The following is a 23,120-nucleotide window of genomic DNA, read 5'->3' on the forward strand; positions in this document are numbered from 1 at the left end:
GTGTGCGACCCGAGCCGTCGGGGGGCATCCCGCGCAGAACCGCGCGACTCAGATCACGTAGAAGGCCGCTGCCGGCGACGAGGTTCGAGGGCGGGCGACGGCGGGCACGCCGACGATCGTGGAGTCGGCCGGGGCATCCCGGATCACGACGGCGTTGGCGCCGATCACCGAGTTCGCGCCGACCGTCACCGGGCCGAGCACCGCGGCCCCCGCGCCGACGACGACGTGGTCGCCGATCATCGGATGCCTGCGCCCCGCCTGCGATCCCGTGCCGCCGAGCGTGACCCCGTGATAGAGCAGCACGTCGTCGCCGACCACGGCGGTCTCACCGATCACGACACCCATGCCGTGGTCGATGAACAGCCGCCGCCCGATGGTCGCGCCCGGATGGATCTCGATGCCGGTGAGAAAGCGCGTGAACTGCGAGACCACGCGCGCGAGCAGCCTCAGCCGCCAGCGCCACAGACGGTTGGCGAGGCGATATCCCCACACCGCGTGCAGGCCGGAGTAGGTCAGCCAGACCTCGAACGCGGAACGTGCTGCGGGATCCCGACGACGCGCGTTGGCGACGTCTTCCCGGATCATGCCAGGTGCTCGTACAGCGCGGTCGAGAGGTAGCGCTCGCCGTAGCTGGCCACGATCACGACGATCGTCTTGCCCGCGTTCTCCGGTCGCTTCGCGATCTCGACGGCGGCGTGCACCGTCGCGCCCGACGAGATGCCGGCGAGGATGCCCTCTTCCACCGCGAGTCGTCGCGCCATCGCCAGCGACTGCCCGATGTTCACGTCGAACACCTCGTCGTAGATCTCGCGGTCGAGGATGCCGGGGATGAAGTTCGCCCCGATGCCCTGGATCTTGTGCGGCGCCGCCGTGCCGCCGTTGAGCAGCGGCGACTCCTCGGGCTCGACCGCGACGATCGTGACCTCCGGCTTCTGCTGCTTGAGGTAGTTGCCGACTCCGGTGACGGTGCCGCCCGTGCCGACGCCGGCCACGAAGATGTCGACGGCGCCGGCGGTGTCTTCCCAGATCTCGGGGCCGGTGGTCGCGAAATGGATCGCGGGGTTGGCAGCATTCTCGAACTGGCGCGCGAGCACGGCTCCCGGTCGCTCGTCGACGATCTTGCCCGCCGCCTCGAGCGCGCCGCGCATGCCGTCGGCGCCGGGGGTGAGCACGAGCTCGGCGCCATAGGCGCGCAGCAGCAGCTTGCGCTCGTTGCTCATCGTCTCGGGCATCGTGAGCACGGCCTTGTAGCCGCGCGCGGCGGCGACCATCGCGAGCGCGATGCCCGTGTTGCCGCTCGTCGCCTCCACAATCGTGCCGCCCGGCTTGAGCTCGCCGGAGCGCTCCGCCTGGTCGACGACCGCGATCGCGAGACGGTCCTTCACGCTCGCCGAGGGGTTGTAGAACTCGAGCTTGGCGAGCACCGTCGCGCCCGCGCCATCCGTCACCCGGTTCAACTGCACGAGCGGGGTCTTGCCGAACGCCTCGGTGATGTCCTTGTAGATGCCGGCCATGACCTGTCCAATCTCCTCGCGGGAACCTGGGTCAAGCCTAGAGAACGGCGGGGCGGACGTGTATTGCGTTACGCGAGCTTGCCGCGGTTGCGGCGCCGCGCCTCGCGCGGGGCGCGCCCGCCGAGGAACGACTTGCCGGAGGTGACGTCGATGCCGTGACGCAGCGCCTCGCGGCCGATGAGCATGCGAAAGCCCATCTGGTCGCGGTTGCTCAGCGTGACCTCGGCGAGCACCTCGCGGCCGACGAGCACCACGCGCATGAGCACCACGAATCGGTGCTGCACGTGGCCCGAGGAACTGCGCACCCGACGCCGGTCGTGCACGGGGCACTCGACCACGACCTCGTCTTCGATGGACTCCTGCCACGGTCGCACGTGAAAGCGCACCCAGTCGGCGCCGTCCCGATCGAACACGGTGATGCCGTACGCGTGCAGCGACGACGTCTGGGCGCCCGTGTCGAGTTTCGCCTTGATCCAGGGGATGCCCACATCCGGCAGCTGCACCCATTCCCGCCACCCGGCGAGGGTGTTTGAATGGGGTGTCCTACTCACCGCTCCATCTTGGCAGGGCCCCTCCCCATGAAACTTGCGATCCTGTCGCGCGCGCCGCGTTCCTATTCGACGCAGCGCCTTCGCGCCGCTGCCGAGCAGCGCGGGCACGAGGTGAGAGTGCTCAACACCCTGCGCTTCGCGATCGACCTCTCCGGCGACGATCCGGACCTGCAGTACCGCGGCAAGCCGCTCAGCGATTACGACGCGATCCTGCCCCGCATCGGCAGCTCGATCACCTACTTCGGCACGGCCGTGGTGCGCCAGTTCGAGCAGATGGACGTCTACACGCCCAACACCGCCAACGGGATCTCGAACGCGCGGGACAAGCTGCGGGCCACCCAGATCCTCTCGAGGCACAACATCGCGATGCCCGCCACGGCGTTCGTGCGGAATCGGGCGGATGTGCGACCGGCGATCGAGCGCGTCGGCGGCGCCCCGGTGGTGATCAAGCTGCTCGAGGGCACCCAGGGCATCGGGGTGATCCTGGCTCCGGAGATCAAGGTCGCCGAGGCGATCATCGAGACCCTGCACTCGGCTCGGCAGAACGTGCTGATCCAGCGGTTCGTCAGCGAGAGTCGGGGGCGCGACATCCGGGCCCTCGTCGTGGGCGATCGGGTGGTCGCGGCGATGCGGCGCACCGCGACCGGTGACGAGTTCCGTTCCAACGTGCACCGCGGCGGCACGGTCGAGCCGGTGGAGCTCGCGGCCGACTTCGAGCAGGCCGCCGTGCGCTCCGCCCAGATCATGGGCCTTCGAGTCGCCGGCGTCGACATGCTGGAGGGCCCGGACGGGCCCCTCGTGATGGAGGTCAACTCGTCACCCGGCCTCGAGGGCATCGAGAAGGCGACACAACTGGATGTCGCGGGCGCGATCGTCGACTACATCGCCAACCAGGTGGCCTTCCCCGAAATCGACGTGCGCCAGCGCCTCAGCGTCTCCACCGGCTACGGCGTCGCCGAACTGCTCGTGCACAACAACGCGGACTTCGTGGGGCAGAAGCTCGGCGACCTCGACCTCTGGGAGCGGGACATCACGGTGCTCACCCTGCACCGGGGCACGACGGTGATCCCGAACCCGCGCAAGGGTGTCATCCTCGAGGCGAGCGACCGCCTGCTGTGCTTCGGCAAGCTCGAGGAGATGCGCTCGATGATCCCCGAACGCCGTCGCCGTCGTGCGAAGGTGCGCAAACTGCCGCCGGAGGCGCTGCCCGCCGAGTAGCGGGCGCCCGGGAGCGGATTGCGCAGTCGGCGGGAGACGTGGCGCGTCGGCGGGAGACGCTCCGTATTCGGCGGGAGCTCGTAACGATTGGCGGGAGTCATTCCTCCCGCCAATCGTCCGCAACTCCCGCCGAAGGGTGAAGCTGGGCTCCCGCCGAAGGGTGGCTTACAGGGCGGCGAGCTGCTCGATGACGGCGTCGCCGGGCGCGGCGTACTCGGACTTCGCCTCGATCTCGGCGCGGCCCAGCAACTCGTCCATCTTGCGACGACGGTTGCGGTTGACGAGCGTGACGACGGTGCCCACCTTGCCCGCGCGGCCCGTGCGGCCCGAGCGGTGCAGGTAGGTCTTGTACTCCTCGGGCGCGTCGGCCTGAATCACGAGTGAGATGTCGTCGACGTGGATGCCGCGTGCCGCGACATCCGTCGCCACGAGCACGTTGACCCGGCCGCTGGTGAGCAGCGACAGGTTGCGCGTGCGGCGGGACTGGTTGAGGTCGCCGTGCAGGCTCGTCGCGGGGATGCCGGCGTCCTCCAGGTAGTCGCTCATCTCTTCGGCGAACGCGCGGGTGCGCGTGAAGATGAGCGTCTTGCCCTCGCCCGAGGCGAGCTGCTGGATGATCTCGCGCTTGTCGCGCTGCTCGATGAGCAGCACACGGTGATCGATCGTCGAGGACGCCTGGTCCTCACCGGCGACCTCGTGCACGGCCGGGTCCACGAGGAACTCGTCGACGAGCGTCGCGACGCCCTTGTCGAGAGTCGCCGAGAACAGCAGCTTCTGACCGCCGGGCTTGGTCTCGTTGAGGATGCGCTGCACCGGCTCGAGGAACCCCAGGTCGCACATGTGGTCGGCCTCGTCGAGCACCGTGATCATGACGTTCGAGAGGTCGAGCTTGCCCTGCTCCACGAGGTCTTCGACGCGACCGGGGGTCGCGATGATGATGTCGACGCCGCGCTGGAGGCCGGCGACCTGCTTGTACTGCGGCACGCCTCCGACGATCGTGACGGTGAACAGGCCGACCGAGCGGGCGATGGGCTGCACGGTGCGGTCGATCTGCTGCGCGAGCTCACGCGTCGGCGCGAGGATGAGGGCGCGGGGCAGACGACCGATCTTGCGATCCTTGCCGCCGTTGTTCTCCATGAGACGCTCGACGAGCGGCGCCCCGAAGGCGATGGTCTTGCCGGAGCCGGTCTTGCCACGGCCGAGCACGTCCTTGCCGGAGAGCACGTCCGGGATGGTGGCAGCCTGGATCGGGAACGGCGCCGCCGCACCCATCTCGGACAGCTGGCGCACGATGTTGCCGCCGAGGCCGAGGTCGGCGAAGGTCACACCGTCGACGTCCGTGGCCGTGATGACGGCGGCCTCGAGACGCTCGAGCACGACATCGTCCTGCGGGGTGAAGCGCTGGGCCTCACTGGGCCCACGCCGGCCGGTTCCGGACGATGCGTCAGCATCGGACGGCCGTGCCCGGTGGGGAGCCGGGTAGTAGCTCGAGTCGCGGCGCGGGGCGCGGTCGTCGAAGTCGCGACGCGGTCGGTCGTCGCGGACCGGACGGTCGTATGCGGGGCGAGCGGGACGCTCGGCACGGTCGTACGCGGGGCGGGCGGGACGCTCGGCACGGTCGTACGCCGGGCGGGCCGGACGGTCGGCACGGTCGTAGGCCGGACGAGCGGGACGCTCACCGCGGTCGTACGCCGGACGGGCGGGACGGTCGTAGCTCGGGCGCTCGGCGCGCGCCGGGCGGTCACCGCGGTCGTAGGCCGGGCGCGCGGGACGCTCGGTGCGGTCATCGGAGCGCGGGCGCTCGGTGCGGTCGCCGTACTTCGGGCGGTCGCCATACGCCGGACGCGCAGGACGGTCACCGTAGGCGGGACGCTCGGTGCGCTCCGGGCGGTCACCGTACGCAGGGCGGGCCGGACGCTCGGTGCGGTCGCCATACGCCGGGCGGGCCGGGCGGTCACCGTACGCGGGACGCGCCGGACGCTCGGTGCGGTCACCGTAGGCCGGACGGGCGGGACGCTCGGTGCGGTCACCATACGCCGGGCGAGCGGCGCGGGCCGGCTTCTCCCGCGGGGTCCAGTCGGGGCGGCGGTCGTCGCCGGCGGGGCGGGCCGGACGGTCTCCGGTGCGGGCGGCACGGTCATCCGCGCTCCAGCGCTTCTTGGGGGCGGGGGCGCCGGCCTCCTCCGGGCGGTAGCCGCGGTGGTTGGGGCTGCGCGAGCCGGACTTCGGGGCGCCGCTGCGCGGCGTGGAGTTCTTGGGCATTGGAATACTCTCTGGTGGGTTCATCCGTGCATGTCGAGCGCGCGCACGCGCTCACGAACCCGAGCAGTCATTGGCCGGGGCCATCACAGTTGTGATTGTCACCAGGGGATTCCACTGGTGAACCGGCCCGCAAGACCTACACAAAATGCTGCGCGTGACTTCCGCGCGCGTCTTGAGCCGACCTGGCTACGTTACTGCATCGAGGCCCGCAGCACTAGGGTTGACCGGATGACGCGCCGCACCCCCGCGCGCCCGGCCGGCGCACTCCTCGCCGCCGCCGTCCTCCTCGCGCTCACCGCGTGCGGTCCCACGGGGGACGACTCGCAGCGCGTCGACCCCGAATCCCAGCCGGTGTACCCGCAGCTGCAGACCTATCCCGACATCCCTGTGCTCGAGAATCTGGCGTACGGCTCCGACCCCGCGCAGGTGCTCGACGGCTGCTTCCCGCTCGAGCGCGGCATCGGGGCCGAGCTCTCGGATCCGCGACCGGCGATCGTCGTCATCCACGGCGGCAGCTGGCAGCGCGGCGACAAATCCAACCTGAACTGGCGTGCGGTGTGCCAGTGGTTCGCCTCGGAGGGGTTCGTCGCCGTCTCGGTGAACTACCGGCTCGCCCCGGCGTCGACGTTCCCGGCGCAACTCGACGACGTGCAGGCGGTCGTCTCGTGGCTGCGCGACGAGACGCAGGTGCGGCGGTTCAATCTCGACCCCGACCGCATCGGCGCGTTCGGCGGCTCGGCCGGCGGCAATCTCGCCGCCCTGCTCGGCACGGCCGGTTCCGGCGACCTGGTCACCGGAACGAGAGTGGCCGCGGTGGCAGAACTCAGCGGTCCGGCGGATCTGCGCGCGGCGATCCCCACGATCGACAGCTACCACCAGGACTTCGGCGAGGTCGTGCTGCAGTACGTCGGGTGCCTCGACTTCGTGGATTGCGCGGCGGCGAGCGCGGCATCCCCGGTCACCCTCGTCGACTCGACCGACCCGCCGTTCTTCGTGGGGCACTCCGTCGACGAGTTCATTCCGCGCTCGCAATCCGACGGACTCGTCGAGACGTTGCGCGACGCGGGCGTGGCCGTCGACTACGTGACGGTCGAGGGTGCACTGCACTCGATCGCCATGCTCGACGACGACATGCGCGAGCGGATCATCGCCTTCTTCGAGCGCACCCTCGCCCCGATCGCGTAGCTAGCCCGCGACGAGCTCCTCGATCGAGTGGTACACGGGCAGCCCGCGCTCCAGGGCGATCGCGACATCCTGGTCGGCGCCCTTCGACTCGCCCGGCAGGCGCAGCACGGCGTCGCAGTGCTGCAGCAGGCGCTCGGCGGTCGGGTACATGATCGCCTCCGCGATGGGGTCGGCGAGACCCGTTCCGCCGGCGCTGCGCAACACGGGCAGCGCGACCCATTCGCCGATCATCGGGATGTGGCCGGCCTCGAACACCGGCCAGGCAGCCTCCTCGAGACGGCGCAGATTGGCCTCGAGGAGCACGGGATCGTCGCCGGTGCCCGAGCGGTAGGGACCGGCGATGAGGATGAGCTTCGGTTTGGACATGGCGACAGCATACGTGCATGTTCGTGTAGAATCGTGCACAATCAAGAATCGAGGACCGGATGCTCGCCGCCGAACGTCGTGACCTGCTGCTGGCCAGGCTCGCCCGCGACGGCAAGCTCGTCGCCCGCGACCTCGCCGCCGAGCTCGGTCTCTCCGAAGACAGCGTGCGCCGAGACCTGCGCGAACTCGCCGCCGCGGGCCTTGCGCAACGGGTGTACGGTGGCGCGCTGCCGATCTCACCCGCGATCGGCGACTACGCCGCCCGGGAGACGATCTCTGCCGACGGCAAGGCACGCATCGCCACGGCCGCCGCTCGGCTCGTGCTGCCATCCTCGACCGTCATCATCGACGGCGGCACGAGCACGCTCGCCGTCGTGCGGGCGCTGCCCCGCGACCTCGCGGCGACGATCGTCACACACAGCCCGACGATCGCCTCGGCACTCATCGAGTACCCGAACATCGAGATCTACCTCATCGGCGGGCGGGTGTTCAAGCACTCCGCGGTCACGAGCGGGGCCGCGGCGGCGGAGGCCGCGGCGGGTGTCAACGCCGACCTGTTCCTGCTCGGTGTCACGGGCGTCCACGCCGAACAGGGTCTGACGACCGACGACGCCGACGAAGCCGCGATGAAGCGCCTGCTGTCGCGGCGCGCCGCGGAGACCTGGGTGCTGGCCAGCTCCGAGAAGGTCGGCACGGCATCCCGGTTCGCGGTGTTGCCCTTCGAGCAGGTCGCCGGCGTCATCACCGACGTGCCCCCCGACCACCCGACGATGCTGGCCGTGCGCGCTCGCGGCGTCGAAGTACTCGCCGCCTGAGGCCTCAGCCCTCCGCCGCCGCCCGCTTCGCCGCGCGCCGTTCGCTCGCACCCTCGACGAGCGCATAGAGCGTCGGGAGCACGACGAGCGTCAGCAGCGTGGACGACACGAGCCCGCCGATCACGATGATCGCCAGAGGCTGCGAGATGAAGCCGCCGTGGCCCGTGAGCCCGAGTCCCAGCGGCAGCAGCGCGAAGATCGTCGCCGCCGCGGTCATGAGGATCGGCCGGAGCCTGCGCGAGGCACCCTGCACGACGGCCTCGCCGACCGTCATCCCCTTCTCGCGGTACTGGTTGATGAGGTCCACGAGCACGATCGCGTTCGTGACGACGATGCCGATGAGCATGAGCACGCCTATGAGCGAGGCGACGCCGAGCGGGATGCCCGAGATCACCTGCAGCAGGATGGCACCGGTCGCCGCGAACGGCACCGACACCAGCAGCAGCAGCGGCTGCCGCAGCGACTTGAAGGTCGCCACCATCACCACGTAGACGATGAGGATCGCCACCAGCAGCGCGAGGCCGAGCTGTTGGAAGGCATCCGACTGCTGGGCCGTGACGCCGCCGAGCTCCGCGGTCGCGCCCGCGGGAAGGTCGGCGCCATCGAGGGCGGCCTGCACCTGAGCCGAGGCCGTGCCCACGTCGTCGCTGTTCGGCGTGACGCTCACCGTCGCGCTGCGCACGCCCTTGATGGTCACGAAGCTCGCGGGACCGTTGACCTGCTCCACCGTCGCCAGCTCGGAGAGCGGCACGGGGCCGGTCGCCGTCGGGATCACGAAGTCGCGCAGCTCTTGGATGGTCACGGGCGCCGAGGAGTTCACGATGTAGATCGAGAGCGTCTTCTCGTCGATCACGACCTCGCCGACGGCGCTCGGGTTCATGGCCGCCGTCACGATGCCGCCGACCGCGAGTTCGCTGAGGCCGCGTTCGGCGGCGGCCGCGCGGTCCACCTGCACGGCGATGTAGGGCTGATCGTCGGCGAGGTTGCTGGTCGCCTCGGCCACGACATCCAGGTCTCGCATGACCTCGACGACCTTGTCCGCCGCGTCGCGCAACTCGGACGCGCTCGTCGCGGTGATGTTGACCTCGATGTTCGAGGAGGCGAAGCCGGAGCCGGCTGCGGCGAGGGTGATCTCGCCGGCGTCGCTCAGGCCCTCGACGGCGTCGCGCACCTGAGCCTGCAGCTCCACCTGGTCGAGGTCGGGGTCGGTCGTCAGCGAGAACGTCGTCGCACCGCCGCCGGAGAAGATCGAGCGCAGCGAACTGCCGCCCGACCCGATCGAGGTCTGCACGATGTCCACACCGGGCACGTCCGCGAGCGCGGCCTCCACCTTCTCGGCCGCGGCGTCACGCGCGTCGAGGCTCGCGCCCACGGGGAGCTCCTGACGCACCGTGAGCGTGTTCTGCCCGCTGTCGCCGATGAAGTTGGTCTTCATGAGCGGCGCAGCGGCGATCGTGCCCCCGAGCACGAGCACCGCGATGATGAGGGTGACGGCGGGCCGCTTGAGCGTCCAGTGGATGACCGGCAGATAGGCGCGCTGCAGGCGGCCGGGCTTCTCCTCCACCTGCTCGGTGCCGTCGCTGGCGTGGCGGTGCTGCTTGTTGCCGAGGAACCAGTAGGCGAGCACGGGCACGATCGTGAGCGAGACGAACAGGGATGCCGCGAGCGCGATCGTCACCGTCAGCGCGAACGGTCGGAACAGCTCTCCCGTGATGTCGCCGACGAGGGCGATGGGCAGGAACACCGCGACCGTCGTGGCCGTGGACGCGGTGACCGCGCCGGCGACCTCCCGCACCGCGGAGAGGATGGCCGGCAGCTTCTCCTCCCCGAGCGTGAGGTGCCGCTTGATGTTCTCGATCACGACGATGGAGTCGTCGACCACGCGACCGATCGCGATGGTGAGCGCGCCGAGGGTGATCACGTTGAGCGTGTAGCCGGCGGCGAGCATGCCGATGAAGGTGATGAGCACCGAGGCGGGGATCGAGATGGCCGTGACGAGCGTCGAGCGGATCGACAGCAGGAAGATCAGGATCACGATGACGGCGAAGGCGAGACCGAGCAGGCCCTCGGTCGCGAGCGAGTTGATGGACTCCTCGATGAACGGCGCCTGGTCGAACGCGACCGTGAACTCCGTGTTCTCGCCGAGCGCCGCCGCGAGCTCGGGCAGCAGCGCGTTGACCGCCTTGGAGACGGCGACCGTGTTGCCCGCTGGCGTCTTCGTCACGGCGAGGGTGAGCGCCGGCTCGCCGTTGACCCGGGAGATGCCGGTGATCGGCTCATCTGCGATCTCGACGGTCGCGACATCCCCGATCGTCACGACGCCGGTGCCGTTGCCCCCGAGCAACGGCAGTGCTGCGAGCTGTTCGATGGAATCCAGTCGCGTGCCGGCCTGCACGATGAGCGTCTTGTCGTCTTCGGTGATCTGACCGGCGGGCAGCAGGATGCCGTTGGCGTCGAGCGCGTCACGGATCGCCTGGGTGCTGAGCCCCCGGGCGAAGAGCTCGGCGGTGTCCGGCGTGATCGCGACCCGCTTCTCGGTGGCGCCGAGCAGGCTGACGTCGCCGACCCCGTCGATCTTCTCGAGTTCGACGATCGTGGAGGACTGCAGCTTCGCGGCGAGGTCTTCCGGGCTCAGGTCGCTCGAGACGGCGATCTGCATCACGGGAAGGTCGGAGAAGTTGAACGAGAACACCTGGGTGTCGGCCCCGTCAGGCAGGCCGGTGATGCGATTGATCGCCAGTTGCACCTTCTGCTCCGCCGTGGCGATGGAGGTGCCGTAGGTGAACGATGCGGTGATGTTGGAGACGTTCGCGCTGGAGGTCGCGGTCGTGGACTCCAGGCCGTCGACGCTCTGGATCGCGGCCTCGATCGGGGTCGAGACATCCTTCTCGACGACCGCGGGCGAGGCGCCGGGGTAGCTCGTGACGATGAAGAGCTGGGGCAGCGAGAGGCTCGGAATGAGCTCCTGCTTGAGCGAGGTCAACGCGATGCCGCCGAAGATGCCGATGACGATGGTCACGAGCGCGATGAGCGCCCGGTTGCGCAGGCTGAAAACGGAGAGCAGGTGCACTGGGTCTCTTTCGTGCGGGTCGGAAACGGGGGCGCACGGCGGCGTGCCTCTGGTTAGGAATTATCCAGTCATTGTGCCGGGGACACATACTCCGGCGGGATGATTCACAGCACCGCGGGAGCGAGGTCGTCGTCCGACGCCGCCATGGGATGACGCCCGACCGCCGCCCAGGCACGGGCGAGGGCATCCACTCCGCGCTCCATGTCGTCGGCCGGATAGCAGAACGGCACGCGGATGAACCGCTCGAACGCCCCGTCGACGCCGAACCGCGGACCCGCGGCGATGATGAGCCCCTCGTTGCGCGCAGCGATCGCCAGTTGCGAGCTGACGGGATGCCCGAGCCCGACCCACGCCGTTAATCCGCCGCCCGGCAACGGCACGTCCCACTCCGGGATGCGCTCACGCAACAGCGCGACCAGACGGTCGCGGCCGTCGCGCAGATACGCGCGGCGAGTCTCGAGGATGCCGTCGTAGTCGCGCAGCAGGTTGGCGACGATGAGCTGTTCGATGAGCGGCGTGCCCAGGTCGCTCGAGGAGCGCTCCCGCACCAGGCGCTGGATGACGGTGCGGTCGGCACGGATCCAGCCGATGCGCACCCCGCCCCACACCGACTTGCCGACCGAGCCGACGGTGATCGCGGGGCCGTGCGCCGCGAAGGGCACCACCGGGCCGTGCACGTCGAAGCCGAGCTCGCCCATCGTCTCGTCCGCGACGAGCGTCGTGCCGTGGCGGGCGGCCAGACCGAGCACACGCTCGCGCAGCTCGGGGCTCATGCTGCGGCCGGTGGGGTTGTGGTTGTCGGGCATGAGATAGCCCAGTGACGGGCTGGTGCGCTGGATGGTCTGCTCCAGCACGAGTTCGTCCCAGCCGTGATCGCTCGTCACGCTGACCGGGGCGAGCCGCGCGCCCGCCGCCTTGAGCGCGTCGAGCGCATGCGGGTAGGTGGGGTTCTCGATGAGGGCGCGATCGCCGCGGGCCATGATGGTGCGGGCGATGAGCGCGATCGCGCTCTGCGCACCGACCGTCACCATGATCTGGTCGGGCTCGGTCGGCAGGCCGCGGGCGGCGTACCGGTTCGCGAGCGCCTGCCGCAGCACCGGCAGGCCCACGGGGTCGAAGCCCGACTCCCCCAGGTAGGCGGGCAACTGCTCGGCGGCCTCGCGCGCCGCCGCGACGACTCCCGGCAGCGCGGGCATGGTCGCCTTGCTGAAGTCGAGGTAGCCGGGCGCGCTGGGCTCGGCGATCGACGGGGCGCGGAACGGCAGGCGGGCCACGCTGCCGGAGCCCCGCAGGCTCTGCAGGTAGCCCGAGTCGCGCAGTTCGGCGTAGGCGGCGGTGACGGTCGTGCGACTCACGCCGAGCTGGGCGGCGAGCTCGCGCTCGGCCGGCAGTCGCGTGCCCGGCGCGATGCGACCGTCGAGCACGAGCAAGCGGATGCGGTCGGCGAGCGCCGCATAGGCGACCCCACCGACCCGCCAACTCTCCAGCAACAAGGCCAATGCGCGCGCAGAGACGGTCGTCATGGCGCCACTCTAGCAAGATTGGACTCTTGCTTACAGTCCAATTCGGCAATTGGATGCTGATGTGACCTCCGCACCGACCATCCGCCCGCTCTGGCGCCCGCTGCGCCACCCGCTCGCCGCCCGGCTTCCGCAACTGGTCGTCGGACTGCTCCTCTACGGCATCGGGCTCGCACTCATGGTGCGCGCGGGCATCGGCGTCGCCCCGTGGGATGTGCTCTCGCAGGGCATCGCCCTGCAGACGGGCCTGCCCTTCGGTCTCGTCACCAACCTGGTGGGCGCGACCGTGCTGCTGCTGTGGATCCCGATCCGCCAACGACCGGGGCTCGGCACCGTGCTCAACGTGCTCATGATCGGCACGAGCGCGGAGGTCGGGCTGTGGCTCATCCCGGTGGTCGAGGAACTCGTGCCACGCGTGCTGCTCTTCGCCGCCGGACTCCTGCTCACGGCGATCGCGACGGGGCTCTACATCGGGGCGCGATTCGGGCCCGGCCCGCGCGATGGGCTGATGACTGGCATCCATCGACGTTGGGGCTGGAAGATCTGGATCGTGCGCACCGCGATCGAGGTCACGGTGCTGACGATCGGTTGGCTGCTCGGCGGCAACGTCGGAGTGGGAACCCTCGCCTTCGCCCTGCTCATCGGCCCGCTCGTGCAGGTGACGCTGCCGCTGCTCCGCGTGCCGGACGAGGTGAAGGCGTGACGGTCGTGCTGCTCGTGCTGATCGCCGCGATCGCGACCACCGGCATCGTCGGCGCGCTCGTCACGGCGGCTCGCGACGGGTATCGGCGGGTGCCCGACCGGTGATCGAGCTCGTCGAGATCCTGGATCCCGGCTCGCTCGATCACCGACCCGTCTAGCCCAGCTCGCGCTCGGCGTAGACCCGCATCGCGTCGCGCACGAACGTCGCACTCTCGACGCCGCCGTAGGTCGCCGCGAGGCGCTCGTCCGCGACATACATGTCGCCCAGACCGACGAAGTACTCCTTCGTCGGGGTGCCGTCGGCGCTCTGCGGGGTGCCCGGGATTCCGGACAGCCACTCGAACTGGCGGTGGGCCAGGGCCTGGGCGTCGTCGCTGTCGGAGGCGAGGCCGCGAGCCGCGGCATCCTTCCAGTCGACGATGAGGCCGGCGGCGCGGGCCTGCCAGGCCCGCTGCTCGTCGGTGCCGAGTGAGGTCCACCAGCGATTGCCGTCGGCGTAGGCCTGCTCACCCCAGCGCTGCTCGACCTCTTCCCGGTACACGGTGTGGTCGAATCCGTCGAACATCTCCTCTGCCATCAGTTGTTCACCTCCCTCCATCTTTCGGATCGTGGTCTCGACGGAGGCGATCTGCCGGTCGAGACGCTGCTGCTCCTGCCGCAACCACTGCAGGTGGGTGACGAGGGCCTGGGCGTGGTCGCGTTGACCCTCGAGCACGTCCGCGATCGCCGGGATGCCGAGCCCCAACTCGCGCAGCATGAGGATGCGCTGCAAACGCGCGAGCGCTCGCTCGTCGTAGTAGCGGTATCCGTTGCTGCCGATGCGACTCGGAGGGAGGATGCCGACCTCGCCGTAGTGACGCAGCGTGCGCGAGGTGGTGCCCGCGAGCCGTGCGATGTCTTGGATGCTCCAGTCCATCTCGACGCTCCCTTCCGTGGTTGTGATCCCACGGTAAAGGTTGACGTCGCGTCAAGGTCAAGGCGCGGCATCCGAGCTGGCAGCGCTTTGTCGGAGCTTGTGGGCGGAGAGAAGAACCAGTGGCGGGAGTTATGAGTCCCGCCACTGGTGCGGTGCTCCCTCCGCATTGGGAGGGAGTCCCGCCATCCGCTCACTTCTCCCGCCACTCATACCCCGCCACTCATCCGCCGACAGTCATCCGCGACCGCTGCCGGCGAGCACTCGCGATATAGCTTGACATCGGTGAATACGCGATATAGCGTGACTTCATCACACGCGATACATCGCGAGAAGGGAGCCGATCGTGGCCCAGGAGAAGTGGCTCGTCGACGGCGAGAAGATCATCGACGTGGACAACGTCACCAAGCTCAAGGTCGGCCTCGTCGCCGGTCAGGTGAACGTCATCGGTCATGACGAGAGCTATGCGCGCGTCGAGGTGCACTCGGTCAAGGGCAAGGACCTGCTCGTGCAGGTGGTCGGCGACACCCTCGTGGTCGACCACGCCCAGTGGAGCTGGGACAACTTCATCGAGGTCTTCAAGTCGTTCCGCGGCAGTGCCCGAGCGGATGTCACGATCACGGTGCCGCGCGACATCGCGCTGAAGTTCGGCGTCGTCTCCGCAACCGCGCTCATCACCGGCCTCACCGCGGAGGCATCGGTCAGCTCCGTCAGCGGCGATGTCGTCGTCGACGGCCTCTACGGCGACCTGCAACTGAACACCGTCAGCGGAGAGCTGTCGGTGCGAAACCACTACGGCCAGATCAACGCCCACTCGATCAGCGGCGACATCACGAGCTCGGGCGAGCTCATGCGATTCGCGGGCGACACGGTCTCCGGCGACGTGTTCCTCGATGTGCGGGGCGTGCCCGACGAGGTGCGGGTCAACACGGTCAGCGGGGCCATCACGGTGCGGCTCGAGAGCGAGGTTCCCGCGCAGTACAAGATCAACACCGTCAGCGGGCGACTGCAACTCGACAACGCGGAGATCACCGGCGTGCGCGGGGCGTACACCGGCAAGTACGGCACCCTCGACCAGCGTTGGCTCGAGTTCAAGGCCAACACCGTCTCCGGCAACATCTCCGTGCTGCACCAGGTGTCGGCGTGACTCCGCCGGTCTTCGCCCACGGTCACCTGCGGCTCTACCTGCTGAGTCTGCTCGCGGCATCCGACACCGGCATGCATGGTTACGAACTCATCCAGGCGCTCGGCGACCGGTTCGGCGGCACGTACGTGCCGAGCGCCGGCACCATCTACCCGCGACTGGCCAAGCTCGAGTCCGAGGGCCTGGTCACCAAGGTCGCCGACGGCCGCAAGACCGTCTACGCGATCACGGATGCCGGTCGCGCCGAACTCACGGCACGCGAGTCCGAGCTCGACGACATCGAGAGCGACGTCACCGACTCGGTGCGCCGACTCGCCGACGAGGTGCGGGCATCCGTCAATGACGCCATGCGCACGCTGCGCGCGGACCTCGCCGCGGCCGCACGCGAGGCGCGCAGCGAAGCCAGACAGGCGGGGCGTTCCGCGCGGGCGGAGCAGACGAGCGATGCGACCTCGAGTCGCCTGCAGCTGCAGGCCGCCGAGGCGGCGCTGCACGAGTTCCGCGACGCGCTGCGCTCGGAGCTGCGCCAGCACGTCGCGCGCGGCAACGAGCTCGGGGATGACACGGTGCAGGCGCTGCGCGACGGCCTCGCGGCCCTGCGCACCGACGTGACGGCCCGGCTGCACCGCTAGTCGAATGGGCAGCGGTACCCATTCGCAACGGGTGCCGACGCCGCTACCGTTTGACCATGACGGATCTTCAGGTCGCGGGCGACTTCATGGACGAGCTCGCCACGAAGCTCTCCGAGCTCGCCGGACTCGTCGACCCGCGCGTGGACGGGATCGTGGACTACACGGTCACCGGCTCCGCGACCGTCGAGATGGCCGCGGAGACCGCCCAGGCATCCCAGCGGGCCCGCGCCACGCAAGTGAGCGCCAACCTGCTCGCCCTCTCGCAGCACGCGAGCGCCGCCCGCATTCAGATGGATGCCGTCGACGAGTCGCTCGCCACGGGCGGTTGACCGTGCGCTGGACTCAGGAGGATCCGGGGGTCGGCGACCCGGGGATGCTGCACGGCGTCGCCCGGGTACGCGGCGCGCTCGCCACCGAGCTCGACCTCGTGGTCGTGCGCCTCGACGCGCTCGCGACCCAACTGCCCGAGGCCTGGCAGGGCACCTCGGGGGCCGCTCACCTCGGGCAGTACTCGCTCATGCGCGCCGACCTGGATGCGCTCGCCTCCTCCTATCGCGCACAGCAGGCCGCGATCGAGACCTACGCGACGGCGCTCGACCGCATCCAAGCGGCGGCGGCACCCGTAGTCACCGGCATCCGCGGACTCGAGGAGGAGTTGCCGCGCCTGCGCCTGCTCCGCCGCAACCTGAACGTGCCCATCCCCACGCCGCGCGAGTTTTCGGAGGTACTCGTCGCCGCGCTCGACCCGTGGGACGCCTACACGATCGCGGACTACAGCTACGCACTCCGTCTCGACCAGCAGATCCGCGAGTACCAGGCCGAGCTCGGCCGCCTGGTCGCCGCCCGCGGCGGCATCGTCGAAGACCGGCGTGCCGCGGATGCCGCCGCGACATCCGCGCTCGGCTCGCGCGCCGCGGTGGGGGCGCTGACCGCGGACACCATCCGCGATTCGCGCACCTGGGATCGGGACGAACTGATGCGACAGCTCTCGACCATGACGGCGTCGGAGCGGGCGCTGCTGCTCGCGCAGCACCCGGAGCTCTTCGCGCTGCTCACCGCCGACAACGACGACCCCGACAACATGCTCGCGGTCGCGGCGGTGTGGGGCAGCATCGGACCGGCGGGCGGCGCGCTGCTCGCGAAGACCTACCCGCAGCTCGTCGGCAACCTCGAGGGCGCCGCCTACCGCGACCGCGCGAGCGCGAACACGACGATGATCACCGCGGAGCGCAGCGCACTCAAGGCCTACGTGCGTGAGCATCCCGACGATCAGGACGCGGTCGAGCGGTTGAAGGCGATCGACGCGATCCTCACCACCCTCGGCACCGGCACGGGCACCCCGCCGCGCTCGCTCATCAGCCTCGACCTGGGCGATCCGGTGCTGGCCGCGATCTCGTTCGGCGACGTCGACACCGCCGACATCACCTCGTTCCTCGTACCCGGCATGAACACGACGGCCGCATCGATGCCCGACTGGGGCGGCTCGGCCCTCGACTTCTACAACGAGCAACTGCTGGTGATGCGGGAGGCCGGTCTCACCGGAACCATCGCGACGATCGCCTGGATCGGCTACGAGACGCCGACCGAGCTCACAGTGAAGGACGCCGATCTCGCGATCGCCGGTGCGGCCCGTCTCGGCCAGGCCCTCGACGGGTTCAACGCCGCGACCCTCTTCACCAATCAGAGCGCCCAGCTCAACGTGTTCGCCCACTCCTACGGTTCGACGACGGCCATGTACACGCTCAAGGAGGATCACGGGGTCGACACCTTCGCGGCCTTCGGATCGGCGGGCTGGATCGTCGACGACCGGGTGCTGCACGGCGATGACGGCAGCGGCGACCCGTTCTACGTGGTCGGCGACGGCGGGTTCTGGTACACGGATGCCCCGCTCGACTTCGTCAACGACATCGGCGTCGGGCTCAGCCAGTTCAGCGCGAACCCCCGGCTCATGCCCGACGTGCTGCCGGGCACGCAGGAGTTCGGCAGCGACGGCGGCGACGACTTCGAGGCCTCCTACCACCACGGCGACTACCTGCGCGTGGGCACCGAGGCGTTGCGCAACATGGCCATCCTGGCCGCTGGGCGTCCGGACTTGCTGATTGAATAGCGCGATGAGCACACGGGGGGTGGCGCTGCTGGCGATCGGGGCGCTGCTGCTGACCGGATGCTCGACGGGCGGATCGGAGAACACGATGACTCCCCAGGAGGCGCAGGCGGAACTGCTCGCCCTGCTCGACGAGACCCAGGAGGCGGTCGGCGGTCAGTGGCAGGTGGACGACGATGACACTCCGCTGCAGTGCGTTCTGCCGTCGGGCGAGACCGGCGTGACGTTCTCCGGCTATCGCCGCTCATCGCAACCCGTCGAGGGGGGTGCCGACGCTGTCGCGGAGTTCTGGGAGTCCAAGGGCTTCACCGTCGAGCCGCGGCCCGAGCTGGCCGGGCTCGACGACGTCTTCGTGCGCTTTCCCGGCGAGCCGGACCGCTACCTGCACTTCGCGATCGGCGACAACGTGATGGCGCTCGAGGGCTGGGGCCGCTGCGTTCCCGGCAACGCCCTCGATGAGATCGAGCGCATCCAGCGGGAATCGGCCGACTAGAACCCCACCGGGATGTAGACGTCCTGCACACGGTCGCCGAGCGCCGTGTGATCGTTGCGCGTGTAGATGCCGCAGGCCTGCTCGCGGCAGTCGAAGCCCTCGCCGACGGGGTCGCCGACCTCGATGTACGCGGTGAACGTGCCGGTCGTGATGTCGTCGTAGCTTCTGGCGCCGAACAGCTTCCACGCCCAGTCGTCGTTGATCCAGTTGCTGGGGGCGAACTCCACCGCCCCCACGGTGGACTGCGTGGACTCCTGCTCGGGCACGCCGCCGATGCACGGCCCGGGCTTGGTGGCCGGGTCATCCGGGATGACGCAGATCGCCACGTAGATGCCCTGCGTCGCGTCGTACCCGGTTCCGCTCACGACCAGGCGCTCACCGACCTCGAGCGTCGAAGTGTCGACCTCCCCGCCCGGCTCGACCGGATGCACGGACAGCACGCGCGTGCGACCGTCGTCACCCTCGGCCGTCACGGACAGCGGCCATTGCTCGCCGGTGGACTCCTGGTTGGAGAGCCCCGCGTTCTGGTGGGTGAGGATCGGCACCACGAGGATCGCGACCGGCACGAGCAGCACCACGATCACGGCCCCGACGATCCAGGGCCAACGGCGGCGGCGGCGGGTGGCGGGCATGGGGGAATTCTAGGCCGCAAGTGCTTGCTCACACGCTCCGCGGCAGGAGTAGGCTCGCCCCTCGTGACGGAAGTAGGACGCTCCCCGAAGCGATGGCTCATCGGTGAGCCGCTGCCCTCGGACAAGCTCGAGGGCCAGCTGCTGCCCAAGCACCTCGCGCTGCCGATCTTCGCGAGCGACCCGCTCTCGTCCGTGGCCTACGCGCCGCAGGAGCTGCTGATGATCCTGCTCATCGGCGGGCTCGCCTTCCTCTCGTTCGCGCCCTGGGTCGCGGCCGCGGTCGTCGTGCTGCTCATCGTGGTGGTGCTCTCCTACCGCCAGCTCATCAAGGCCTATCCGAGCGGCGGGGGCGACTACGAGGTCGCCTCGAAGAACCTGGGCGAGAAGGCCGGCCTCGTGGTCGCCTCCGCGCTGCTCGTGGACTACGTGCTCACGGTGGCCGTATCGGTCGCCTCGGGCGTGGACAACATCATCTCCGCGATCCCGGAGCTCAATCCGTTCCGCATCGAGATCGCGGTCGGCTTCATCGTGCTGCTGGCCGCGATCAACCTGCGCGGGGTGCGGGAATCGAGCAAGGCCTTCGCGATCCCGACCTACCTGTTCATCGGCAGCATCGCCGTGATGGTCATCGTCGGCCTGGCACGCACCTTCGCCGGGGACGCGCCGGTCGCCGAGAGCGCCGAGTACGTCGTGCAGGCGGAGCAGCTCACGCAGGCGGGCATCATCCTGCTGCTGCTGCGCTCGTTCGCGAGCGGCTGTGCGGCGCTCACCGGCGTGGAGGCGATCTCCAATGGCGTGCCCGCGTTCCGTCGGCCCAAGATCCAGAACGCGCAGAAGACCCTCGTGGCGATGGGCGCGATCGCCATCACGCTGTTCAGCGGACTCGTCGCCCTCGGACTCATCACGGGCGTGCACTACGCCGAAGACGCCTGCCACCTCATCGGCTTCGAGAACTGCGAGACCAGCCCGCAGCGCAGCCTCATCGCGCAGATCGCGGCGGCGACCTTCGGCAACAACTCGATCGCGTTCTACGTGATCCAGGCCACGACCGCGGCCGTGCTGCTGCTGGCGGCCAACACCGCGTTCAACGGATTCCCCCTGCTGGGCTCGGTGCTCGCGCAAGACCACTACGCGCCGAAGTCGCTGTCGACGCGCGGGGACCGGCTCATCTTCTCCAACGGGGTCATCGCCCTCTCCGTGATCGCCGCGGCCATCCTCGTGGTCTACCAGGCCGAGGTCACGGCGCTCATCCAGCTCTACATCATCGGGGTGTTCATCTCCTTCACCCTCGGCCAGGCGGGCATGGTGCGGCACTGGTGGCGGATGCTCAAGAACGGCTGCGCAGACCGCGGCACCGTCTGGCGATCACTGGTGCTCAACGGCGTCGGCGCGGCCATGACCGCCAGCGTGCTGATCGTGGTGACGATCACGAAGTTCACCCACGGCGCCTGGCTGGTCTACGTGATCATGCCGGTGCTCTTCGTGCTCATGCTCGGCGTGCACCGCTACTACCGCGATGTCGACAAGGAGCTCGAGGTCGACGCGACCACCAAGTTCGGTTCGCACGGCGACCACGCGATCGTGCTCGTGGGCCGCATGCAGAAGCCCATCCTGAAGGCGCTCGACTACGCGATCGCCGCGCGTCACCAATCGATCGAGGCCGTGCACCTGTCGATCGACGACGCCGCGAGCGAGCAGCTCGAACGCGATTGGGAGGCGCAGAACATCAAGGTGCCGCTGCGCATCATCGCCTCGCCGTACCGGGACATCAGCGTGCCGCTCGCGAACTACATCAAGCACCGGCGCGAGGAGTTCGGCCCCGAGGTCGTCACGGTCTACATGCCGCAGTTCATCGTCGGGCACTGGTGGGAGAACTTCCTGCACAATCACAAGGCACGCCGCATCCGTCACAAGCTCGTGCTCGTGCACGGGGTCGTGATCGCGCTCGTGCCGTGGCTGCTGGACTCCTCGACGCTCATCTACGGTCGCCGCTCGCGGCCCCTGCCCGGTGAGGATCGCCGCGGCGAGCCCCGCCGTCCGGTGGTGCGCAAGCCGATGCCGCCGGCGAAGCCACCGGCCGGACGACGATGACGTTGCTCGCGGTGCTGATCGGCGGCGCCGTCGGCACCGCGCTGCGCCTCGGGATCGACGCCCTCCTGCCGCACGGCGACGACGCCTTCCCCTGGGCGACGCTCGGCATCAACGTGCTCGGCGCCTTCGTGCTCGGTGCGCTCGTCTCATCCGCCTGGGATCGCGCGCCGGCCTGGCTTCGGGCCGGACTCGGCCCTGGACTCCTGGGCTCCTTCACCACGTTCTCCGCACTCGCCGTCTCCCTGGTGACCCTCGCCGCAGCGGACGAGTGGATGCTCGCCGCGGGCTATCTCGCCGCCTCCATCCTGCTCGGCCTCACCGCCGCCGGGCTCGGGCTGCGACTCGGTCGCCGGAGTCCCCTGATCGACGAGGCCGCCGAGTGAGCGCCCTGCTGGCGGCGGTCGTGGTCGGGGCCCTGGCCGCGGTCGTGCGCTTCGAGGTCACGCGTCGCATCCGGGCGCCCTGGGGTGTGCTCGTGGTCAACGTCGTCGGCTCGGCGATCGGCGGTGCCGTGGTCGGTCTCGCGGCCCGCGCGGCGCTCGGCGAGGACCTGCGGCTGGTGCTGCTCGGGGGTCTGTGCGGTGGCCTCACCACCTTCAGCACGCTGAGCGTGGAGACGATCCAGCTCGTGCAGCAGGGCAGGTGGCGGCCCGCGATCGGCAGCGTCGCCGCCAACCTCGTGCTCGGCATCGGCGCCGCAGCCGCGGCCTGGGCTCTCGTCGCGCTGACTGCCTGATCGCTACCGCTTGGGCCATTGCCAGGCCGGGGCGTCGAGCAGCCCCTGATCGACCACGCTCGTCTCACCGTTCGACTTGGCCAGTTCGATGCGCGAGGCGCCGGCGGCATCGAGTGCGGCGATGAGTCGCGGAGAGTGCGAGACCACGACCGTCTGCGTGCGCTCGGCGGCGGCGGCGATGAGCTGGCCGAGCGGCTCGATCAGGTCCGGATGCAGACTCGTCTCCGGCTCGTTGAGCACGAGCAGCGCGGGCGGGCGGGTGCTCAGGAGCGCGGCGATCCACAGCAGGTAGCGCAGCGTTCCGTCGGAGAGCTCCGCCGCGGCGAGCGGACGCAGCATGCCGGGCTGGCGCATGCCGAGCGAGAACCAGCCGTCGGTGCCCGTGATCTCCAGGTGTGCGCCTGGGAAAGCGGCGGAGACGGCGTGGTCCAGTTCGTCGGATCGCCCCTGCTCTCTGATCGTCTGCAACGCGGCGGCGAGGTCGGAGCCGTCGTGGGCGAGCACCGGGGTGCGCGTGCCGAGCCGGCTCGCGCGGGCCGGTGCGCCGGCATCCGTGCGGAAGTGGTCGTAGAAGCGCCAGGAGCGCATGCGTTCGCGCAGCTCGAGCAACTCGGGCGTCAGCCTCGGGTCGGCGAACTCGGCGAGCATCGAGTCGAACGGTCGCAGCCGGTGGTCGTGAGCACGCCAGGCGCCGTCGTCGTCGCGCATGCGCATCGCGGGTCCGTGGCGTTCGGTGAGCGCGGTCGCCGGGCGCAGCACCGCTCCGCTGAAGACGGCTTCGGCCTTGATCTCGGGATCGAGGCCGAACATCGTCTGGGAGGGGATCGGCAGCCCGAAGTCGATGGCGTAGCCGAACTCGTCGCCGGAGAACCCCAGCCGCAGCGCAACCGGCGCGGAACGCGCGGTGCCCTGCACCGCGAACTCGCCGGAGGCCACCCGTCGTGCGACGGTCTCGGGCCCCGCCCACAGGGTGCTGCGCAGGCCGCCCTCCTGAGCGAGAGCGGCGACGGCACCGCCCATCGAGCAGGCCGCGAGCAGCCGCAGCGCGCGGTACAGGCTCGACTTGCCGCTGCCGTTGGGACCGGTGACCACGGTGAGCGCGCCGAGGGGAACGACGAGACTGCGCAGGGAGCGGTAGCCCTCCACGGCGAGCGTTCTGATCACGTCCTCGA

At 69.8% G+C, this 23,120-nt stretch carries 22 protein-coding genes; 12 read left to right on the top strand and 10 right to left on the bottom strand.

Translation table 11 applies throughout. The features are described 5' to 3' along the window. Nucleotides 1-48: 48 nt before the first annotated feature. From epsC to PYV02_RS00445, 3 genes are all read right to left on the bottom strand, one after another. Nucleotides 49-585 (bottom strand): serine O-acetyltransferase EpsC, encoded by a 537-nt coding sequence (epsC, locus tag PYV02_RS00435; RefSeq protein ID WP_275755064.1) that lies wholly within the window; start codon nucleotides 583-585, stop codon nucleotides 49-51. Further along, nucleotides 582-1,514, bottom strand: coding sequence for a cysteine synthase A (cysK, locus tag PYV02_RS00440; protein WP_275755066.1), 933 nt, complete (start codon nucleotides 1,512-1,514; stop codon nucleotides 582-584). Before cysK ends, epsC begins: the two co-directional genes overlap by 4 nt. Nucleotides 1,515-1,582: 68 nt before the next feature. Beyond that, nucleotides 1,583-2,065: an ATP-dependent zinc protease family protein gene (locus tag PYV02_RS00445; RefSeq protein WP_275755068.1), complete on the bottom strand. Its 483-nt coding sequence runs from the start codon at nucleotides 2,063-2,065 to the stop codon at nucleotides 1,583-1,585. A gap of 27 nt (nucleotides 2,066-2,092) precedes the next feature. Between PYV02_RS00445 and PYV02_RS00450 the strand changes: the two genes are divergently transcribed. Continuing rightward, nucleotides 2,093-3,283 carry a RimK family alpha-L-glutamate ligase gene (locus PYV02_RS00450; RefSeq protein WP_275755070.1) on the top strand — a complete coding sequence of 397 codons (1,191 nt, stop codon included), beginning with the start codon at nucleotides 2,093-2,095 and terminating at the stop codon, nucleotides 3,281-3,283. Nucleotides 3,284-3,448: 165 nt separating this feature from the next. Here the strand turns inward: PYV02_RS00450 and PYV02_RS00455 are convergent, their stop codons facing one another. After that, entirely contained in the window at nucleotides 3,449-5,545 is a 2,097-nt protein-coding gene (locus tag PYV02_RS00455) for a DEAD/DEAH box helicase (RefSeq protein ID WP_275755072.1), read from the bottom strand. A 228-nt stretch (nucleotides 5,546-5,773) separates the two neighbouring features. Here PYV02_RS00455 and PYV02_RS00460 point away from each other — a divergent pair, with 228 nt between their 5' ends. After that, nucleotides 5,774-6,730 carry an alpha/beta hydrolase gene (locus PYV02_RS00460; protein ID WP_275755074.1) on the top strand — a complete coding sequence of 319 codons (957 nt, stop codon included), beginning with the start codon at nucleotides 5,774-5,776 and terminating at the stop codon, nucleotides 6,728-6,730. Here PYV02_RS00460 and PYV02_RS00465 read toward each other — a convergent pair whose 3' ends face one another. Next, nucleotides 6,731-7,096: a DUF4406 domain-containing protein gene (locus tag PYV02_RS00465; RefSeq protein ID WP_275755076.1), complete on the bottom strand. Its 366-nt coding sequence runs from the start codon at nucleotides 7,094-7,096 to the stop codon at nucleotides 6,731-6,733. A gap of 59 nt (nucleotides 7,097-7,155) precedes the next feature. On the opposite strand from PYV02_RS00465, the gene PYV02_RS00470 reads away from it, so the two are divergent. Beyond that, nucleotides 7,156-7,911, top strand: a complete 756-nt coding sequence (locus PYV02_RS00470; protein ID WP_275755078.1) for a DeoR/GlpR family DNA-binding transcription regulator — start codon at nucleotides 7,156-7,158, stop codon at nucleotides 7,909-7,911. A gap of 4 nt (nucleotides 7,912-7,915) precedes the next feature. On the opposite strand, the gene PYV02_RS00475 is transcribed toward PYV02_RS00470, so the two are convergent. Beyond that, complete coding sequence (locus PYV02_RS00475; protein WP_275755080.1) at nucleotides 7,916-10,981, bottom strand: efflux RND transporter permease subunit; 3,066 nt, start codon at nucleotides 10,979-10,981, stop codon at nucleotides 7,916-7,918. A 104-nt stretch (nucleotides 10,982-11,085) separates the two neighbouring features. Beyond that, on the bottom strand, nucleotides 11,086-12,504 hold the full coding sequence (gene yczR / locus PYV02_RS00480; protein WP_275755082.1) for a MocR-like transcription factor YczR: 1,419 nt from the start codon (nucleotides 12,502-12,504) through the stop codon (nucleotides 11,086-11,088). Between the two features lie 61 nt (nucleotides 12,505-12,565). On the opposite strand from yczR, the gene yczE reads away from it, so the two are divergent. Beyond that, nucleotides 12,566-13,204, top strand: coding sequence for a membrane protein YczE (gene yczE, locus PYV02_RS00485; protein WP_275755084.1), 639 nt, complete (start codon nucleotides 12,566-12,568; stop codon nucleotides 13,202-13,204). A 153-nt stretch (nucleotides 13,205-13,357) separates the two neighbouring features. On the opposite strand, the gene PYV02_RS00490 is transcribed toward yczE, so the two are convergent. Beyond that, nucleotides 13,358-14,119 carry a MerR family transcriptional regulator gene (locus tag PYV02_RS00490; RefSeq protein WP_275755086.1) on the bottom strand — a complete coding sequence of 254 codons (762 nt, stop codon included), beginning with the start codon at nucleotides 14,117-14,119 and terminating at the stop codon, nucleotides 13,358-13,360. A gap of 343 nt (nucleotides 14,120-14,462) precedes the next feature. Here PYV02_RS00490 and PYV02_RS00495 point away from each other — a divergent pair, with 343 nt between their 5' ends. From PYV02_RS00495 to PYV02_RS00515, 5 genes are read left to right on the top strand one after another with little or no spacing between them, the layout of a single operon-like run. Further along, entirely contained in the window at nucleotides 14,463-15,263 is an 801-nt protein-coding gene (locus tag PYV02_RS00495; protein WP_275755088.1) for a DUF4097 family beta strand repeat-containing protein, read from the top strand. Further along, nucleotides 15,260-15,892: a PadR family transcriptional regulator gene (locus PYV02_RS00500; protein WP_275755089.1), complete on the top strand. Its 633-nt coding sequence runs from the start codon at nucleotides 15,260-15,262 to the stop codon at nucleotides 15,890-15,892. The genes PYV02_RS00495 and PYV02_RS00500 overlap by 4 nt, the downstream gene beginning before the upstream one ends. A 56-nt stretch (nucleotides 15,893-15,948) precedes the next feature. Further along, nucleotides 15,949-16,221, top strand: coding sequence for a hypothetical protein (locus PYV02_RS00505; protein ID WP_275755091.1), 273 nt, complete (start codon nucleotides 15,949-15,951; stop codon nucleotides 16,219-16,221). A 2-nt stretch (nucleotides 16,222-16,223) separates the two neighbouring features. Then, the gene (locus tag PYV02_RS00510; protein WP_275755093.1) at nucleotides 16,224-17,999 is read left to right on the top strand and encodes an alpha/beta hydrolase; all 1,776 of its coding nucleotides are present in this window, start codon (nucleotides 16,224-16,226) and stop codon (nucleotides 17,997-17,999) included. A gap of 4 nt (nucleotides 18,000-18,003) precedes the next feature. After that, a complete protein-coding gene (locus tag PYV02_RS00515) occupies nucleotides 18,004-18,489 on the top strand; it encodes a hypothetical protein (protein WP_275755095.1) in 486 nt (161 codons plus the stop codon). Here the strand turns inward: PYV02_RS00515 and PYV02_RS00520 are convergent. After that, nucleotides 18,486-19,121, bottom strand: a complete 636-nt coding sequence (locus tag PYV02_RS00520) for a hypothetical protein (RefSeq protein WP_275755098.1) — start codon at nucleotides 19,119-19,121, stop codon at nucleotides 18,486-18,488. The two genes, PYV02_RS00515 and PYV02_RS00520, sit on opposite strands and share 4 nt — an antisense overlap. Nucleotides 19,122-19,184: 63 nt before the next feature. Between PYV02_RS00520 and PYV02_RS00525 the strand changes: the two genes are divergently transcribed. From PYV02_RS00525 to PYV02_RS00535, 3 genes are read left to right on the top strand one after another with little or no spacing between them, the layout of a single operon-like run. After that, on the top strand, nucleotides 19,185-21,212 hold the full coding sequence (locus tag PYV02_RS00525; RefSeq protein WP_275755100.1) for an APC family permease: 2,028 nt from the start codon (nucleotides 19,185-19,187) through the stop codon (nucleotides 21,210-21,212). Next, nucleotides 21,209-21,595, top strand: coding sequence for a fluoride efflux transporter FluC (locus PYV02_RS00530; protein ID WP_275755102.1), 387 nt, complete (start codon nucleotides 21,209-21,211; stop codon nucleotides 21,593-21,595). The genes PYV02_RS00525 and PYV02_RS00530 overlap by 4 nt, the downstream gene beginning before the upstream one ends. Further along, nucleotides 21,592-21,948: a fluoride efflux transporter FluC gene (locus tag PYV02_RS00535; RefSeq protein WP_275755104.1), complete on the top strand. Its 357-nt coding sequence runs from the start codon at nucleotides 21,592-21,594 to the stop codon at nucleotides 21,946-21,948. The genes PYV02_RS00530 and PYV02_RS00535 overlap by 4 nt, the downstream gene beginning before the upstream one ends. 3 nt (nucleotides 21,949-21,951) lie before the next feature. Here the strand turns inward: PYV02_RS00535 and PYV02_RS00540 are convergent, their stop codons facing one another. Continuing rightward, nucleotides 21,952-23,112: an AAA family ATPase gene (locus PYV02_RS00540; RefSeq protein WP_275755106.1), complete on the bottom strand. Its 1,161-nt coding sequence runs from the start codon at nucleotides 23,110-23,112 to the stop codon at nucleotides 21,952-21,954. Nucleotides 23,113-23,120: the final 8 nt, after the last annotated feature.

The sequence above is a fragment of the Antiquaquibacter metalliresistens genome (genome assembly GCF_029211225.1).
Classification (GTDB): Bacteria; Actinomycetota; Actinomycetes; order Actinomycetales; family Microbacteriaceae; genus Rhodoglobus; species Rhodoglobus metalliresistens.